Below are 17,981 nucleotides of genomic sequence, written 5' to 3'. Positions count from 1 at the left end.
CAAAAAGGCTCTTCTAGAGCCTTTTTTCATATCGAAACAAGATATTTAGTTTGTTGTCGATTTGCGTTCACTAAATAAACCGTTTAATAATGAAATCTACTTTCACTCGTTTCGCTTGACCCAATAACTTTTTAACCGGTGTCGGGTAGTCATCCATCGTTTCTAAGCATTTTGGACCTGATAAACGACGACAGTGCGCGAGAATCGTTTCTTTCTCTTTTAAGACTGCATCTTTAATAACACCTTGCTTATCCTCAATCAAAATACCATTTTCGATATCAAGACCCCAAGCACGTGGATTTAGATTGTGACCGCTCATAAGATGAAGGCGGTTATCCTGACAAACCCCTTTTAAGTGAAATGAGTTATTTTCATCTTTCCACAGATAAACGTTTAACAAACCTGAATCGATAAAACGTTTTTGGCTCGTCAGGAACTTGTACAAAATTGTTTCGTAAAGATAAGGCAATGCACCGATTTTACTGAAACTTTCCTCAGGCGAGATATAAAAATCGTTTGCGGTTTTGTCACCCACAACAATCGTCACTTTTTTGCCCAGTTTCAGCAATCGACGAAGGGAACGCAGCAATGGTGCAGGGAAATTAAAATACGGTGTATACAGTACTAATTCCTGTTCAGTTGTATCAAATAAGTACTTAATAAGGCGATTAAGTTTATTCGAACGTCGTCCAAAACCTAAAAATGCACGCACATTCAATGGCGAATTGCTCTCAAACGTACCGCTTTCATACTGAGCACTTTTAAGTGTTTTCATCAATTGTCGCTGAGCTGCCTTGATGTCAGCAAAGCTTGGCAACGGCCGAATATCCAGTCTAGGTACTGCCTCTGAGTCTCAACAGATACATGTTGGTGAATTTGCAAATTGCATCACAAAGTTGAGATTGTTGGAGCAAAAAGTATCGGTCTAAACGATATCTAGATTCATACTGCAAGTAGACGTTATTTAAACTGGCGCCGCTGTAAAGCAACGTATCATCGATAACGAAGCCTTTGACATGCAAAACACCAAATAACTCTTTTGCTTTGACGGGCACACCATAAATACGAACATTCGATTGATGTTGTTCAAGCGCATCACAATATAATTTAGCATTTCCTTCACACTGAGCTTGGCCGATTAAGCCTCGTTGCGCGCGATGAAAATCGACAAGGACTGTGATTTCTAATGCAGGATTCGCAAGTGACGCCTGATGAAGTGCTTCGAGAATTTCTCGCCCTGCTTCATCGTCTTGCAAATACAAAGCTGTCATAACAATACGACGTTTTGCATTTTTAATTAACGACATTAACGCGCTACGATACTCGCTCGCGCTCGTTAATATTTGTACGTCCGTTGCATCTAACCCAAAAGCGGGTTTTTCTTGCCAAAAAACCATAATTACCTAATCAAGTTCGGCTGTCCATAATAGACACCATACAGAAATTCGCTAGAACATAGCAAAAAATATTAAAGAGGTCATGATTTAACGATAATAAACACGTTTAAAGGCTTAAAAATTACTCAAGTACAGTTTTTTTGACATCTTGCTTATTTAGAAAAAAACAAAATCGCCATTTTTGTTTACTTCGCTCTTGAATTACTTAGAATCAGTCGCATTGTACAGTTATTAAGAATTCGATGGGAAAAATCCATGAGCAACACGAAACACAGTAAACTACTTATTCTTGGTTCAGGTCCTGCAGGTTACACCGCAGCCGTTTATGCTGCACGTGCAAACCTAAACCCTGTTTTGATTACAGGCCTGCAACAAGGAGGACAATTAACGACGACCACAGAAGTAGAGAACTGGCCTGGTGACGCACACGGTTTAACCGGCCCTGCGCTAATGGAACGCATGAAAGAACATGCGGAACGTTTCGAAACAGAAATTATTTTTGACCATATCCATACCGTTGACGTAACCAATCGTCCTTTCACATTAAAAGGTGACTCTGGCACTTACACTTGTGATGCACTTATTATCGCAACAGGGGCGTCTGCTAAATACCTTGGTTTAGAGTCTGAAACAGCATTCCAAGGCCGCGGTGTTTCGGCGTGTGCAACGTGTGACGGTTTCTTTTACCGTAATCAAAAGGTAGCTGTTGTCGGTGGCGGAAATACGGCCGTTGAAGAAGCTTTATACCTCTCTAACATTGCAGCTGAAGTTCACGTTATTCACCGCCGTGAGACATTCCGCAGTGAAAAGATCCTTGCAGACCGTCTAATGGATAAAGCTCAAAATGGCAACGTTGTGCTACACCTAAACAAAACGTTGGATGAAGTACTTGGCGATGAAATGGGTGTAACTGGGATCCGCATTAAAGATACTAACTCTGGTGAAACCAATGATTTGGATTTGGCGGGTGTATTCATCGCGATTGGTCATAAACCAAACACGGATATTTTTGCAGGTCAACTTGAAATGAAAGACGGCTACTTAGTCGTTCAATCAGGATTGAATGGCAATGCTACACAAACAAGTGTAGAGGGTGTATTCGCCGCAGGTGACGTAAGTGATCACATTTACCGTCAAGCAATTACCTCTGCGGGCACTGGCTGTATGGCAGCTCTTGACGCAGAACGTTACCTAGACAATTTAGGTAAATAAGTTAGCATTAAAAAGGCGCTTCAGGCGCCTTTTTAATTGTCTATATTGATATATGCGTTATCTTGGTTAGGCGTAATACATGAAGTAGCATAATGAGCCAACAGTTAGTCATCTTGTCACACTCCAACATCACATTCCCATCCCCCTCACAAGCATTGACCGATCCAGATGGTTTGCTCGCCATTGGGGGGGACCTTTCTATTGACCGCTTAAAAGCAGCCTATTCGCAAGGAATATTTCCTTGGTTTAACGATGAAGAACCAATCCTTTGGTGGTCACCGAGTCAACGAGGGGTAATTGAGTTAAATGACTTTCATGTCTCTAAATCAACCAAAAAGACCTATCGCAAACTCAGACTCGAGGTCTCTGTAAATAAAGCCTTTGCACAGGTGATAGAAGCCTGTAGAGCGCAGCGCCTCGACAAAGAAGGCACTTGGATTAACCCAGATATGATTGCAGCTTATCAATTGGCACATAAAGCTGGTATCGCACATAGCCTTGAGATATGGCTCGAGGGGCGCCTTGTGGGCGGTCTGTATGGAATAATGCAAAATGGTGTTTTTTGTGGCGAAAGCATGTTTTACAACATAACCGATGCATCTAAAATTGCGATGTGGCAACTCGTGCTGTGGTTAAAGCGTCACAATGCACATTTCATCGATTGCCAATTATTGAATCCATACTTAGCGACATTAGGCGCAAAATCTATATCACGTGAAGAATTTTTGACTAAACTTAAAGCTGCGAGGAATTACAACGTTCCCAACACAATGTGGCAACCCCAATCGCTTGGAGAGATATATGACTGATCACTTTCCTGCTAAAATTGGACTGAGTCAGCAGTTTCCGTGCAGTTATTTGGAAGACAAACAGGAGCAACTCCTTGTCATCCTAGACCACAATTATTTTACCGCTAAGCGGTTCGAGTCCCTATTAGAAATGGGCTTTCGTCGAAGTGGAGACCAAATATACAGACCGCATTGTCCTGCATGTCATGCTTGTCAATCCGTTCGTGTGGTTGCGCCTCTATTTTCGCCAACGAATTCACAAAAGAGAAAGTTAAAAAAAGCGAATAATCAATTTCAGTTTGTGGTATCACATCAGGAAAGACCGGAATACTATGACTTATACGCTAAGTACATCACTGAGCGTCATCAAGATGGCTCTATGTACCCACCAAATCGTGTCCAGTATGAAAGCTTTCTATTCTGCCGTTGGCTCCCCGTCACGTTTTTAGAGTCTCTGGTACCATGATACCCTCATTGCAGTAGCCGTAACGGATACAATGCCAAATGCGTTGTCTGCAATTTATACTTTTTACGATCCCTGCTTTGAAGATTTCAGTTTGGGCACTGTAATGATTTTATTGCAGATTGAACATGCAAAAAAACAAGGGAAACAGCATGTTTATCTTGGTTATCAAATAGATGACTGCAAGAAAATGAGATACAAAACCCAATTCACACCAGCAGAACGACTACAAAACGACCGTTGGTTAAACATTTAGCTAACATTTAATTTAGTCCTGTCCTTTACTTATTGGTCGCTTTTCGGCAAAATCTGCAGCGTTTCACTTTAATCTAGAGGTATAACGCTACACATGGCGAAAGAAGACGTTATTGAGATGCAAGGCACAGTCCTTGATACTCTTCCAAATACAATGTTCCGCGTAGAGCTTGAAAACGGCCACGTGGTTACGGCTCACATTTCAGGCAAGATGCGTAAAAACTACATCCGTATCTTAACTGGTGACAAAGTAACAGTTGAATTGACTCCGTATGACTTATCAAAGGGTCGCATTGTCTTCCGCGCTCGTTAATTGTAGTCATGAATTCCTGTTCGCTTTGACTTTGTCATAGCGGATAAACAAAAAGCCTGAAAATCAGGCTTTTTGTTTTGTTACTTGAAGTGTAAGACCAACAACCTTTCTATTTTAAAAAAGCAATTGGTCTATGTGTTAAGCGGTTTCTAGCTCGACATCGAAATGGAAATCCAATTTCTTATCTTTCAAACTCACTTTCACATTACCACCATCAACTAATTCTCCAAACAGAATTTCATTAGCTAGCGGCTTTTTAAGTTGTTCTTGAATTACTCTCGCCATAGGTCTTGCGCCCATTGCTTTATCATAACCAAGATCAGCCAACCATTCTCTTGCTTCAGACGTCAGCTCTAGACTCACCGACTTCTTGTCAAGTTGAGCTTGTAATTCAACCACAAACTTATCGACGACTTGAAGAATGACGTCTTTATCCAAATGGTTAAACCAAATAATGTTGTCTAAACGGTTGCGGAACTCCGGCGTGAAAACCTTATTAATCTCAACCATCGCATCATGTGAATGATCTTGCTGCTGAAAGCCAATAGACTTACGTACCGTTTCTTGAACACCCGCATTTGTCGTTAACACCACAACCACGTTTCTAAAGTCAGCTTTACGACCGTTGTTGTCCGTCAAGGTACCGTGATCCATTACTTGTAGCAAAATATTGTAAATATCAGGATGCGCTTTTTCGATTTCATCCAACAACACAACAGCATGCGGATGTTTAATAACGGCTTCCGTCAACAATCCCCCTTGCTCAAACCCGACATAGCCTGGAGGTGCACCGATCAACCGACTCACCGCATGACGCTCAGAGTATTCAGACATGTCAAATCGAATGAATTCCACGCCCATACATTTGGCAAGTTGTTTCGTCACTTCGGTTTTACCTACGCCCGTGGGACCCGCAAATAAGAATGAGCCTATTGGCTTATCTTCGTTTGCAAGACCTGAACGCGATAATCGAATTGCAGCCGTTAACGCATCGATAGATTGATCTTGCCCAAAAACAAGCATTTTTAAGTTACGGTCGAGCGTTTTAAGCACTTCTTTATCGCTTGATGAAACACTCTGCTGTGGAATACGAGCAATTTTAGAGATAATTTGTTCAATATCCGCAACATTAATCGTTTTCTTACGTTTTGACGGTGGTTGTAAGCGCTGGCTTGCACCTGCTTCATCAATAACATCAATCGCCTTATCCGGTAGATGGCGCTCATTGATGTATTTAGCACTCAGTTCAGCCGCAGCACGAAGCGCTTTTACCGTGTAACGCACCCCATGATGTTCTTCGTACTTGTCTTTCAGGCCCATTAGAATCTTAGTGGTGTCCTCAACACTTGGCTCAACCACATCAATTTTTTGGAAACGGCGTACTAACGCTCTATCCTTTTCAAAAATATTTTTGAATTCCGAATAGGTTGTTGACCCCATACATCTTAATTTTCCACTAGAGAGAAGCGGTTTAATCAAGTTCGATGCGTCCATCACACCGCCAGAAGCCGCACCCGCACCAATAATGGTGTGGATTTCATCAATAAACAGAATTGAGTTCGGTTTCTTTTGTAATTCTTTCAAAAGCGATTTAAACCGCTTTTCAAAATCACCACGATATTTCGTGCCGGCAAGTAGTGCGCCCATATCTAGAGAATAAACGACTGCATCCGCAATCACTTCTGGAACTTGTTCGTTTACAATACGATATGCCAAGCCTTCAGCAATAGCCGTTTTACCAACACCAGCTTCACCAACGAGAAGCGGGTTGTTTTTCTTGCGACGACAAAGCACTTGAACCGTACGCTCAACTTCTTCATCACGACCGACTAATGGATCAATTTGACCCGCTTTTGCTAATGCATTTAAGTTACTGGTGAAGTTTTCAAGTTTAGTTGACTCTTCACCCGCGACTTCACTGGATTCATCCTGCATTTCTTCGTGATCTTCATGATCATCGTGGTCATCTACTTTCGAAATACCGTGTGAAATGTAGTTAACAATGTCTAAACGACTAATGTCTGCCTTTTTGAGTAAATAAACGGCTTGGCTTTCTTGCTCTGAAAAAATTGCTACAAGGACATTAACACCAGTAACTTCGGTCCGTCCAGACGACTGCACGTGAAACACAGCTCGTTGCAATACCCGTTGAAATCCAAGTGTAGGTTGTGTTTCCCTGTCTTCTTCCAAGTCAGGGATGACTGGTGTTGTCTCGTCAATAAAATCAGATAGCTCTTTTTTCAAGTTATCTTTGTCTACACCACATGCACCAAGTGCGTCTCCGGCAGATGGGTTATCAATTAGCGCGAGTAGCAAGTGTTCAACCGTCATAAATTCGTGACGGCGTGCTCTTGCTTCACGAAACGCTGCGTTTAATGTAATTTCTAAATCTTTATTTAGCATGGCAACCCCCCAAACGAGATTTAAATAGGTTATTCCTGCTCACAACTACAAAGCAGCGGATGCTCATTGTCTCGAGCAAAACGATTTACCTGTTCTACTTTGGTATAAGCAATGTCTGCAGGATATATGCCACAGACCGCTCGCCCTTCATGATGTACTCGATACATCACATCAGTTGCTCTTTCGCTATCCATATTAAAAAATTTCATCAGCACTTCGATGACAAAATCCATTGGGGTGTAGTCGTCATTGTTTAAGATGACTTTATACTTTCGTGGCGGCTTTAGCGCTTGCTTCTGCTTTTCACGAGTCGTTTCCATTACACCAGAATCTTTGAGTCCACTCATAATTAAATATAGTCTTGTCTTCTAATCTCAAGCAAATATGAATTTAAAAATAAATAAAATGTTAAAAAAGATGAGTAATTCGCTTGACTGTATGGCGATATAATCTACAGTCTAAACAGATTGTTCAATCTATGGGCAGTCTAGCAAATTACAATGGTTAGATTAACTCAAATTTAGTCAACTTAGATAGAAGGATGTATGAAGTATGGCTTGCGGAAAAGTCAAATGGTTCAATAATGCCAAGGGTTTTGGTTTCATCGTAGAAAATGGTAACGAAGAAGATATTTTCGCCCACTACTCGACGATTGTTATGGATGGCTACAAGACACTCAAAGCTGGTCAAGATGTAACATTCGAACTACAGCAAGGTCCAAAAGGCCTGCATGCAACTAATATCGCCCCAATCGAAGGCATGGTTTGATATTGTGCATAGTATGACTAAAAGCGAGTTGCCGTGCAGTCTCGCTTTACTTCCCCCTCCTCCATTAGACCAATTCTCTAGCTCACTGTATTAATTGTCATTAGCCCTTTGCGCTTACACTTGTTAAACTAGTACGGATTTAGATGTTGCAGGTTAGTTAGATTTTTTTATTTGGCCTCCAGTTGCTGCTTTCTTCCGCCAAAAATTGACAGTGTTTTAGGTAAGAAGTAAAAAAACCTAACAAACTTGCCCTTTGTAGTAATACAAAGTGGCCTATTGCATTGTTGAAAGGCGTACAGCCTCAAATCTAGGAACGATGATGACATCTAAAATTATTTACACTAAAACTGACGAAGCGCCGGCGCTCGCCACGTATTCGTTGTTGCCAATCATCCAAGCATACAGTAATGCTGCAGGTGTAGAAGTAGAAACTCGTGATATTTCGCTTGCTGGTCGTATCATCGCGAACTTTCCTGAGTTTTTGTCAGAAGAACAGCGCATTGGCGATCATTTGGCTGAACTAGGTGAACTAGCAAAATCACCTGAAGCCAACATTATTAAACTTCCGAACATTTCTGCTTCTATTCCTCAAATGAGAGCAGCTATCAAAGAACTTCAATCAAAAGGTTATGCACTTCCTGACTATCCGGAAGAGCCAAAAGATGAAAAAGAAGCGGCTATCAAAGCAACTTACGACAAGATCAAAGGTAGTGCAGTAAACCCTGTGCTTCGTGAAGGTAATTCTGACCGTCGAGCTCCTCTTTCAGTAAAAGAATATGCACGTAAAAACCCTCATTCAATGGGCGCTTGGGCTAAGGACTCTCAGTCTTACGTTGCAAGCATGGAAGACGGTGATTTCTTCGGTTCTGAAAAGTCAGTTACTGTCGCACAGGCAACAGACGTTCGCATCGAACACGTTGCAGTCGATGGTTCTGTGTCGGTACTTAAGGCAAGTACACCTCTAAAAGCGGGCGAAATCATTGATGCTTCACGTCTAAACGTGAAAGCGCTGCGTCAGTTTATCGCACAAGAAGTTGCAGCTGCAAAGGACAAAGGCGTGCTGTTCTCGCTGCACATGAAAGCGACGATGATGAAAGTATCTGATCCAATCATCTTCGGTCATGCTGTTAAAGAATTCTACAGCGACGTTTTTGCCAAACACGGAGCTTTGTTTGAGTCACTTGGTGTTGATGTAAATAACGGACTTGGCGATGTTTACGCAAAACTTCAATCGCTTCCAGACGCAGAGCGTCAAGCTATTGAAGCTGATATTCAAGCTCAATACGCATCTCGCCCAGCAATTGCAATGGTTGATTCGGATCGCGGTATCACAAACCTACACGTTCCTAGTGACGTAATCATTGACGCCTCAATGCCTGCTGCAATTCGTGCGAGTGGCCAGATGTGGAATGCTGAAGGTAAACAACAAGATACAGCGTTTGTAATCCCAGACCGTTGTTATTCCGGTGTATACCAAGCAACGATTGAATTCTGTAAAGAAAATGGCGCTTTTGATCCTCGCACGATGGGCACAATTCCTAACGTGGGTTTAATGGCGCAAAAAGCAGAAGAATATGGCTCACACGATAAAACGTTTGAAGTAAAAGCTAACGGCCAAGTTCGTGTCGTTGATACTGACGGTAACGTTTTACTTCAACACGATGTTGAGCAAGGCGATATTTGGCGTATGTGCCAAACTAAAGATGCACCGATCAAAGATTGGGTCAAGTTAGCGGTAAACCGCTCACGTCTTTCAAATACACCAGCCGTTTTCTGGTTAGATAAAAACCGCGCACACGATGCGGAGCTAATCAAGAAAGTTGAAGCGTACCTCCCAGAACACGACACAACGGGCTTAGAATTACACATTTTAGCTCCAGTCGAAGCAACGCAATTCTCACTTGCTCGCATGGCTAAGGGAGAAGATACGATTTCTGTAACGGGTAACGTTTTACGTGATTATCTAACAGATTTGTTCCCAATTCTTGAGTTGGGTACAAGCGCGAAAATGCTTTCAATCGTTCCTCTTATGAACGGTGGTGGTTTATTCGAAACGGGTGCGGGTGGTTCTGCGCCTAAACACGTCCAACAGTTCGAGAAAGAAAACCACTTACGTTGGGATTCTCTTGGCGAATTTTTAGCACTAGCGGCTTCCCTTGAGCATCTATCTCAAGTTTCTGGTAATGCTAAAGCGCAAGTTCTAGCGGATACATTAGACAAAGCTACCGGCAAATTCCTTGACGAAAACAAATCACCTTCACGTCGCGTTGGTGAGCTAGATAACCGTGGTAGCCACTTCTATCTTGCTATGTACTGGGCACAAGAGCTGGCTGCACAAAGCGATGATGCTGAATTAAAAGATTTGTTTACAGTTGTTGCTGCTGATATGTCAGCAAATGAACAAAGCATTGTTGACGAGCTTAATAATGCTCAGGGTACATCAATGGATATCGGTGGTTACTACCAGCCAAACGATGAACTAGCGTTTGCGGCAATGCGTCCAAGCCAAACCTTGAATGCTATTTTGGCAAAATTAGCCTAAGTAGACTTGCATAAAAAAAAGGGTCAGTTTCTGGCCCTTTTTATTTAATTTGACCCATCCGAAACCGCGTCGACGCTTATTTCAGAACTTGTCGTGTCTATAAGCAATGCTGAGATAAAATCCGATAAACATCATTTATATTATCGCCTGCCTTAAATTCTCTCGACAATGGTTCTGATTCTGAGCCTACCCAAATTTTAAGCTCTGCATCTAAATCAAAATGGCCTGCTGATTCTTTGCTAAATTTTGTGATTTTACTATACGGTATTGTCAACATTTCGATTTTCGACCCAGTCATTCCTTGCTTGTCTATGAGAATTAATCGTTTATTCGTAAAAACAAACATATCACGGATAACGCGGTAGGCTTTTTCAATGTTTTCATCTGGTATCAATGTATTACTCAATAACTTACCAAGTTCGTTCTCATCGACCTCACTGGCGTTGCCCATTAAGCCACTTAGCAATCCCATTTTGTCTTCCTCCCAATGCTTTGTTACAAAGGTATCCCTAATTTAAATCTTTTCTCGATGCCAAACTGCCGAATAAAGAAACGTAAAATCAATACATTCCATCTTTCAAAAGTGGATGCTGATTCAAGAAAAATGGCTCTTTAGAGCCATTTTTTAAGTGTAGTCATGTTTACTCAATTTAGTTGAATGACCTATGAATTTATTGAGCAAACTCTTTATGTTCACGAACGTTGAAGTACTTCCTCAAATTTAGCGAGACCTTGCTCTAAATCGTTTATTAAATCATCGCTGTCTTCAAGTCCAATATGCAAACGAATCACGGTCCCCTTCGACCAACCCGTTTTACTTCTGAGTGCAGGCATATTGGCGTTAACGGTAATTAGACTTTCATAGCCGCCCCATGAAAATCCCATTTTGAAATGGTGTAAACTTTCAACAAGCACTTTAAGAGCTTCAGGCGTTGATTGTGTTAACACAAATGAAAAAAGACCATTACTGCCATCAAAATCGCGTTTGAAGTGTTCGTGACCTGGGCAAGTCTCGAACGTGGGATGACGCACATGATCTACTAGAGGATGAGCTTTTAACCAGTTTGCGACTTTCAGTGCAGAGCGCTCATGTTGGTCTAATCGAACACTCATCGTACGTAATCCTCTGAGCGCCAGATAAGCATCGTCTGCGGAGGTGCATTGACCGAGCAAATATGCATGTTCTCGAAGCGTTGGCCAGTATTTTTCATTCGCGACAGCGACCCCCATCATGACATCTGAATGACCAACAATGTATTTCGTTGCCGCCTGCACACTAATATCGATGCCAAATTCTAATGGACGGAAATGAAGACCATTCCCGTAGGTATTGTCCAAAACAGTGAGGATATTACGTTTACTTGCAGCGCTGACAATGGCGGGTACATCTTGAACTTCCATCGTGATAGAACCGGGAGACTCCAGAAATATCATTCGCGTGTTGTCTTTAAATTCTTTCTCGATCTCGGCGCCAATTAACGGGTCATAGTACGTCGTTTCAATGCCATAACGCGTTAGAATTTTTTCACATAAATCGCGGGTTGGCTCATAAACAGAGTCAACCATTAGAAGGTGATCACCTGCCTTCAAAAAGCACAGTAACGTTTGTGCGATTGCGGCTGCACCACATGGAAACAGGGCGCAACCGGCTCCTCCCTCTAATTCAGCTACGGCGTCTTGAAGCGCAAAATGTGTCGTTGTACCTCGACGTCCGTAAAACAGCGTTCGATTGTGTCGTTCTTTCGCGGCGGCTTGAAGTTCATCCATAGTTTCAAATACAACGGTTGAGGCGCGTTGTACTACAGGGTTAACAACCCCATGGGTGTATTGTTTTTTACGACCAGAAGCGACGATTTGCGTCTGCTTTTTCATTGACTCATTCCCCTTGGTTACGCCAAGTTTCAACTAAATAACGAGATATTGAATCTTTGCGTGTTAATTTGTAGCCTGGTTCTTGATGACCCCATTCTGAAAAATCATTGAGATCCTTCCGACTAAACCATTTTGCATCGTCAAGTTCGTCTTTATCGACGTAGATTTCTGGATTATTCGTTTTAGCAAAAAATCCTAACATAATAGAGGATGGAAATGGCCACGACTGTGAAGCAACGTATTCAACTTCCTGAACTTGAACGCCTGCTTCTTCTTCAACTTCTCGAATAACTGCCTGCTCTAATGACTCTCCCGGATCAACAAATCCAGCCAAAGTAGAATAGACGCCTTCCGGCCAGGCTGCTTGTCTTCCCATTAGGCATCGCTCCACTCCGTCAGGAAAGACATGCGTGACCAGCATAATCACCGCGGGGTCTGTACGAGGGAAAGTCATATGTTTGCAGGCATCATTTGTACAAAGCCTTGCATGCCCTGCTTCTATTAATTTGTTTTTACTACCACAACGCCCACAAAAACGGTGAGTAGCATGCCAATGACAAAGCCCTCGGGATAAGGATGCAATCGACCCCAATGCCATGTCTACAACCATACCGTACGAGCGAATATCCTTGAACTCGTGCTGCTCTGTATACGTCTCAAGCACGTCATCCGCAACTTCAGAAACATCTATCGCAAAATAACCACTGTTCTCCATTGCTCCTAAAAATATCGCGTCCCAAAGAGGTAAGTTTCTTACCTGTTCATAATTGAGGAAAACGAGTTCTGGTTGGTCTTTTTTGAATAGCGATTGGTTGTTTTTTACTAATACCCATCGGCTGTTACTTGTCTGCTTTTGTAAGAGCCAATTAGAGTCTTTTCTTTCCTGTGAATGTCTATTGAGAGGTAGTTGAGTATAGAACAGCATTAACCGAGTCCTTGAAGGTAAGTGGCATCAAAATTAACACAGAGTCAGGCAAAAAAAAAAGCCCTTTCGGGCTTTCAACCTACAGTGTAAGTCACACTACAGAGAGGCAAGATAGGCTTGAAGCTTTTGATTCTCAGCTTCAATATGCAAATAGAAATCGATATCTTTAAGTTGGCTTGCAGCTGCCATATCAATCACAATTACCGCATATTTGTGAAGTTGTAATGCTGATGCTGGACAGGCAGCCGTTAAAGGCCCTTCAACCATCGCTTTTACTGCTTCAGCTTTATTTTCACCGGTAGCTAATAATACCACTTTTCGAGCATCCAAAATGGTTCCAATACCCATTGTGATCGATAAATGCGGTTGGTATTCATCTTCTTTAAAGAAACGGGCGTTGTCATCAATCGTTGCTTTTGTCAGCGTTTTAACACGAGTACGCGACGTTAAGCCTGACGACGGCTCATTAAAACCGATATGACCATTTCGCCCAATGCCTAAAAGCTGAATGTCTACTCCACCTGCCGATGCAATTTTAGCTTCATATTCTTGACATGCGATGACAGGATTTTTTGCATCACCCGGTGGAACATGTGTTCTGTCTTTATCAATATCAATATGATTGAACAATTGCTCATTCATAAAATAACGGTAGCTCTGAGGGTGTTCACCCGACAAACCTAAGTATTCATCCAAGTTAAACGTTGTTGTTTCTTTAAACGTCACCATGCCCGTTTGATTACGCTTGATGAGCTCTTGATACAAAGCGACTGGCGTAGAACCTGTAGCCAATCCCAACACGGATTCTGCTTTGCGTTGTAACTGAGAAGTAAAGATATCAGCACCATAACGTGCGACTTCGGAAGCATCTTTTAGAATTACGATCTGCATGGTGTCCACTCAAAATTTGGCGACTAAAAAATGGGACCTGGCCTTGCGCCGCGTGCAATCAGTACAAGGACAGGTCAACCTTAGTGAGATACAACAAACTAAGTTTACCATTATGACAACGCTGTCATTATTGACCTATAATTTTTGTTTGTAAAGTAATAGTGAAGATTTTTTTTACATTTTTTTGTAATGAAAGGCAGAACTCGCTGCCTAATTTATACACTGATAAAGAGTTTGCGTTTATACAACCAGTGAAGAATAAGTAACTGCACAAACAATAGAGTAAGTACAAATAACAGCGGCTGCCAACTTTCCGGAAATGACCGAATGATCCCTCCAAATAAGCTGTCTCTCATATAATTCCAATTGATTAAACTTGATGCTAAATAAATGATTATTGAGTTTGCCCCGATAATAATAAACGGATAAGAAATGCGTGTTCCTGGCAATATGTCGACTAATACATAAAATATGCTCAGCAATATTGCACTCCAACCGACTGTGACTAGTACAAATGAACTTGTCCACAACTCTTTGTTCACGGGAAATACATAATCCCATCCCCAACCAAGTGTTAAGGCAACCAAACCAGATATGCAAAGCCATGCTGCGGTTCGCCACTCACCACGTAAGTTGCTTGATGCTATCAACTGCCCAGCAAACACACCAGCAATTGCATTAACAATTGCTGGGAAATTAGATAAAAGTCCTTCTGGGTCAACTGGGCGATTTTGATACCGAATACCTGGGAGTAGATTTTGGTCAATCCACGCATTCCATGTGCCGTTCGGGGTTAAATCACCTGCACTACCGCTTGGTACTGGGATGAAACACAATATTATCCAGTAGCAGATTAGAATGCTCACTCCAACTATAGCGACATTCCGAAGTGAAAGATGCCAAACTAGTAACGCACAAAATAGCCATGCAAATGCTATACGTCCAAGTACGCTTGCGTAGCGTATCTCTTCAAAGTCAGCAGGAATACCCGTTCCCCATCCATGGTTGTAAAGAATACCAAGCAAACACAGCAAGAAAAAACGCTTCACCGCTTTTTGGTAGATTGGTAGGCGTTCACTAAGTGGTAAATGGTCAATGCGCTTTGGCGATAGACCCATAGCCACGCCTGAAAGGAAAATAAAAAGAGGAAAAATTAAGTCGTATGCCGTGAACCCGTGCCAGGCACTGTGCTCTGTGTGAGCCTCAAATGCCTTCCACCCTTGCCAACCTGTTAACACGAAAAGTGCTGCAAATATGGATTGTCCGCCTAAAATCCACATCATGTCAAAGCCTCTTAACGCATCTAAAGAAGCTAATCTTTTTTTTGTATTTGTTGTCATTTTACTACCTAAAAATAAAAAAGCCCCGCGTTACTGCTGCGGGGTTTTCATCCAGGGAACTACTACTTTTCTATTCCTGCTATATACGTTTGAATCACATGAAGCTCACCGTCTAAGACAACGAAATCTGCGTCAAATCCTTCTAATAATCGTCCTTTATTCTTCAAACCAAGATATTGTGCTGGATAGAGTGAAGCCATTCTTAAGCTTTCCGCTAACGTTACGTCTAATGTTTGCACTGTGTTTCTTACTGCAGAAGCCATGTCTAAAACGCTTCCTGCAAGTTCACCGGTTGTGGAGTTTAGTCTGTCGCCAGTGCGAATGACTTTGCGACCATCAAAAAAGTCAAATTCAGTCATATCGGTACCAACAGGCGGCATAGCGTCCGTAACCAAAATCACTTTACCTTGTTGCTTTGTACGGATGGCTAATTTTGCTGAGGCAGCATGTACATGATGACCATCCACGATTAGTCCGCACCAGCTATTGTTATCCCAAAGAGCAGCACCAACCACCCCTGGCTCACGAGATGTAAACGCTGACATTGCATTAAACAAGTGAGTAAAACCATCCACTCCCGCGTTTAACGCATTCATGGTTGTTTCAAAGTCTGCATTGGAATGGCCAATACAAACCTTTACGTCCAGTGACAACAAACGTCGAATGTCATCAAGTGAAACAGTTTCAGGCGCTAAGGTCACCATTTTTATACCAAGATCTTGGCGCGCATAAACATCAAATTCAGCTTCCGAAATAGGTCTCAGAAACTGCTCACTATGAGTCCCTTTTTTTGGATGTGATAAATGTGGTCCTTCAAAATGGATGCCCAAAATCCCACATTGACCTTCACTAATTGCCTTCGATACCGTATCCGCTGCACGTCGCATTACCTCTATATCATCGGTAATAAGCGTTGGCATCAAGCCGGTTGACCCAAATTGGCTGTGGGCATCAACGATAGTAGCTAGACATTTTTGTGTTTGCTCAGCATTGAAAAAACCGCCGCCCCCACCGTTGACTTGAACATCAATGAAACCGGGTACAACTAAGCCGTGTAGCTTCTCAGCACTAGTAGGATCGATATTTTCAAAGTGAATTTTTCCGTTGGCTACACTAAATAACACGTTGTCTCTGAAGTTTTCGCCATCGAACAAACGTTCTGCAATGTATGTTTTTTGCGTCATGCAAGCTCACCCTGTTGTTGTGCTAGTTGGTGTTGAGCAAAATAGATTGCCCCCATTTCAGGCGGTTGAATTGCAGGCTCCACTCGAGCTGAAATTTGTGGGTCTAACCATTTCTGCAAAGGTTCAGCTAACCCGCCTATCATGGCAAGTCGTGGTGGTTGATTGGCAAGCAACTTATGCGCTAAGCGACTAATATAGCCTGCGCCTTCTTGAACTATCCGTATTGCAACTTCATCACCGCGCTCTGCTTCAGCGAGAACAAATCGAGCTAACTTAGCATAGGCGCTTGATGGTTGCCCAGCCATTTGCTCCGCGATACCCATCGCACTTTTCGTTTGGAAATGTTCTTGCAGTACAATAGACAACGCTGTCTTTTCAGCTAAACCATCCAACGACTCTAACACCGCTTTGACTGCTTCAAGTCCCATCCACGCACCACTACCCTTATCACCCTGCGCAAAACCATGGCCGCCTAAGTTACATGTTTTTCCTGAAACAATGGAAAAACCACACGATCCAGTTCCTGTGATAATTACCGCGCCATCTTTTCCTTCATGGGCGCCGATACAGGCGGTGTGCAGATCTGTTGTGAGAAACAATTGTTTAAATGGGTGATCCCATTGCGTAATTCGGTCGAATAGTTGGGGTAAATTTACACCTGCTAATCCTGCCCCAGCATAAAGCTCATGAACTTGCTCAAGCTTTAAACCTGCATCTCGCATTGCTAGTTGAGTTGACAACATAATAGACTCTAATGCGCGTTCAAAACCATGGAGAGGATTTGCAGGCCCACCAAGTCCTGTTCCCAATACCCCTCTTTCAGCAGAATAAATAGTTGCGCGACATTTAGTTCCACCACCATCTATTCCTATAAACAACTGATCATGTTTAGCGCTTTTAGCCATCATGAACGACCCCTAACTAAGCTTTTATTATTGTGACCAAAATGGCACTGAATTTTTCATGTTGATTTAATGTTACACAAAGAATGACAGCGTTGTCATTCTTTTTTTCATCTTTTTTAATCTCAATTATTACAAAAATACTATTACATAGTTTGCAACATCTGTCTTGATTATTTTCTCTCTTGCCTTGGAAACCAAATATAGTTACATTTATTTATGTAACCACATTAAGTTACTAGCGAGATTGCAATGAATGGAACCGTGATTAGCGGAGATATAATTAACTCCCAAAAGTTGTCAAAGGACAAACTAACAGAAATCATCAATCAACTAAACGAATGGTTTGAATTTCTGGCGCAGAGCGCCCAATATCAATATTACTTCTTTCGTGGAGATGGATTTCAACTCTATACCCCTACATCAACAAGTGTTTTCGAAGTCGCTATCGCTTTGAGACTTATTGTTCGCGCTTGTGGTAGCGATGTAAGATTAAGTATCGCTGAGAGTCCGTAGAACAACTAAAAAGCCCTCTAGCAACCTCTACGGGATGGGCTTTTGTCCATTCAGGGCAAGGATTAGACCAAATGAAGCCATTCGCGTTACGGTATCAACAGTACGGAACTGAACTATGCCCTCATTTTGAGTTAAATATACAACTCATTGACCACCTAGTTGGCGAAACCACCGTAAAGCAAGCAAAAGCGCTCTATTATTATATTTCTC

Annotated in this window: 15 protein-coding genes and 2 pseudogenes; 7 read left to right on the top strand and 10 right to left on the bottom strand. The window is 42.2% G+C overall.

The genetic code is table 11. The features are described 5' to 3' along the window. Window positions 1–70: 70 nt before the first annotated feature. Window positions 71–1,397, bottom strand: a pseudogene (gene pssA, locus J5O05_RS00295) (CDP-diacylglycerol--serine O-phosphatidyltransferase). A gap of 255 nt (window positions 1,398–1,652) precedes the next feature. On the opposite strand from pssA, the gene trxB reads away from it, so the two are divergent. The 4 genes and pseudogenes from trxB to infA all read left to right on the top strand — a co-directional run bounded on the left by trxB (window position 1,653) and on the right by infA (window position 4,428). After that, window positions 1,653–2,609: a thioredoxin-disulfide reductase gene (gene trxB, locus J5O05_RS00290; RefSeq protein ID WP_208843102.1), complete on the top strand. Its 957-nt coding sequence runs from the start codon at window positions 1,653–1,655 to the stop codon at window positions 2,607–2,609. 92 nt (window positions 2,610–2,701) lie between these two features. Next, window positions 2,702–3,418: a leucyl/phenylalanyl-tRNA--protein transferase gene (gene aat, locus J5O05_RS00285; protein WP_208843101.1), complete on the top strand. Its 717-nt coding sequence runs from the start codon at window positions 2,702–2,704 to the stop codon at window positions 3,416–3,418. Beyond that, a pseudogene (locus J5O05_RS00280) lies at window positions 3,411–4,116 on the top strand (arginyltransferase). The gene aat and the pseudogene J5O05_RS00280 overlap by 8 nt, the downstream one beginning before the upstream one ends. 93 nt (window positions 4,117–4,209) lie before the next feature. Beyond that, window positions 4,210–4,428, top strand: coding sequence for a translation initiation factor IF-1 (gene infA / locus J5O05_RS00275; RefSeq protein WP_005493784.1), 219 nt, complete (start codon window positions 4,210–4,212; stop codon window positions 4,426–4,428). 138 nt (window positions 4,429–4,566) lie between these two features. On the opposite strand, the gene clpA is transcribed toward infA, so the two are convergent. Together clpA and clpS are read right to left on the bottom strand one after the other, a co-directional pair. Then, the gene (gene clpA, locus J5O05_RS00270; protein ID WP_208843100.1) at window positions 4,567–6,831 is read right to left on the bottom strand and encodes an ATP-dependent Clp protease ATP-binding subunit ClpA; all 2,265 of its coding nucleotides are present in this window, start codon (window positions 6,829–6,831) and stop codon (window positions 4,567–4,569) included. A 29-nt stretch (window positions 6,832–6,860) separates the two neighbouring features. After that, a complete protein-coding gene (clpS, locus tag J5O05_RS00265) occupies window positions 6,861–7,178 on the bottom strand; it encodes an ATP-dependent Clp protease adapter ClpS (RefSeq protein ID WP_208843099.1) in 318 nt (105 codons plus the stop codon). A 205-nt stretch (window positions 7,179–7,383) separates the two neighbouring features. Between clpS and cspD the strand changes: the two genes are divergently transcribed. Then, window positions 7,384–7,599 carry a cold shock domain-containing protein CspD gene (gene cspD / locus J5O05_RS00260; RefSeq protein ID WP_208843098.1) on the top strand — a complete coding sequence of 72 codons (216 nt, stop codon included), beginning with the start codon at window positions 7,384–7,386 and terminating at the stop codon, window positions 7,597–7,599. A 319-nt stretch (window positions 7,600–7,918) separates the two neighbouring features. Then, entirely contained in the window at window positions 7,919–10,141 is a 2,223-nt protein-coding gene (locus J5O05_RS00255) for an NADP-dependent isocitrate dehydrogenase (protein WP_208844433.1), read from the top strand. Window positions 10,142–10,238: 97 nt separating this feature from the next. Here J5O05_RS00255 and J5O05_RS00250 read toward each other — a convergent pair whose 3' ends face one another. From J5O05_RS00250 to nagK, 7 genes are all read right to left on the bottom strand, one after another. Continuing rightward, complete coding sequence (locus tag J5O05_RS00250; protein ID WP_208843097.1) at window positions 10,239–10,613, bottom strand: PH domain-containing protein; 375 nt, start codon at window positions 10,611–10,613, stop codon at window positions 10,239–10,241. A 221-nt stretch (window positions 10,614–10,834) separates the two neighbouring features. Continuing rightward, a complete protein-coding gene (locus J5O05_RS00245) occupies window positions 10,835–12,013 on the bottom strand; it encodes a cystathionine beta-lyase (RefSeq protein ID WP_208843096.1) in 1,179 nt (392 codons plus the stop codon). A gap of 4 nt (window positions 12,014–12,017) precedes the next feature. Then, window positions 12,018–12,938 (bottom strand): NAD(+) diphosphatase, encoded by a 921-nt coding sequence (gene nudC / locus J5O05_RS00240; protein ID WP_208843095.1) that lies wholly within the window; start codon window positions 12,936–12,938, stop codon window positions 12,018–12,020. Between the two features lie 96 nt (window positions 12,939–13,034). After that, the gene (gene nagB, locus J5O05_RS00235) at window positions 13,035–13,829 is read right to left on the bottom strand and encodes a glucosamine-6-phosphate deaminase (protein ID WP_208843094.1); all 795 of its coding nucleotides are present in this window, start codon (window positions 13,827–13,829) and stop codon (window positions 13,035–13,037) included. Window positions 13,830–14,044: 215 nt separating this feature from the next. Beyond that, the gene (gene nagX / locus J5O05_RS00230; RefSeq protein ID WP_208843093.1) at window positions 14,045–15,169 is read right to left on the bottom strand and encodes a transmembrane glucosamine N-acetyltransferase NagX; all 1,125 of its coding nucleotides are present in this window, start codon (window positions 15,167–15,169) and stop codon (window positions 14,045–14,047) included. A gap of 62 nt (window positions 15,170–15,231) precedes the next feature. Then, a complete protein-coding gene (nagA, locus tag J5O05_RS00225) occupies window positions 15,232–16,353 on the bottom strand; it encodes an N-acetylglucosamine-6-phosphate deacetylase (protein ID WP_208843092.1) in 1,122 nt (373 codons plus the stop codon). Further along, window positions 16,350–17,261 carry an N-acetylglucosamine kinase gene (nagK, locus tag J5O05_RS00220; protein WP_208843091.1) on the bottom strand — a complete coding sequence of 304 codons (912 nt, stop codon included), beginning with the start codon at window positions 17,259–17,261 and terminating at the stop codon, window positions 16,350–16,352. Before nagK ends, nagA begins: the two co-directional genes overlap by 4 nt. Window positions 17,262–17,507: 246 nt before the next feature. On the opposite strand from nagK, the gene J5O05_RS00215 reads away from it, so the two are divergent. Next, window positions 17,508–17,771 (top strand): hypothetical protein, encoded by a 264-nt coding sequence (locus tag J5O05_RS00215; protein ID WP_208843090.1) that lies wholly within the window; start codon window positions 17,508–17,510, stop codon window positions 17,769–17,771. Window positions 17,772–17,981 lie beyond the last annotated feature (210 nt).

Source organism: Pseudoalteromonas xiamenensis, from assembly GCF_017638925.1.
GTDB lineage: Bacteria > Pseudomonadota > Gammaproteobacteria > Enterobacterales > Alteromonadaceae > Pseudoalteromonas > Pseudoalteromonas xiamenensis.
The sequence above is the reverse complement of the archived record's forward strand: the minus strand, read 5'-3'. Positions and strand labels throughout refer to the sequence as shown.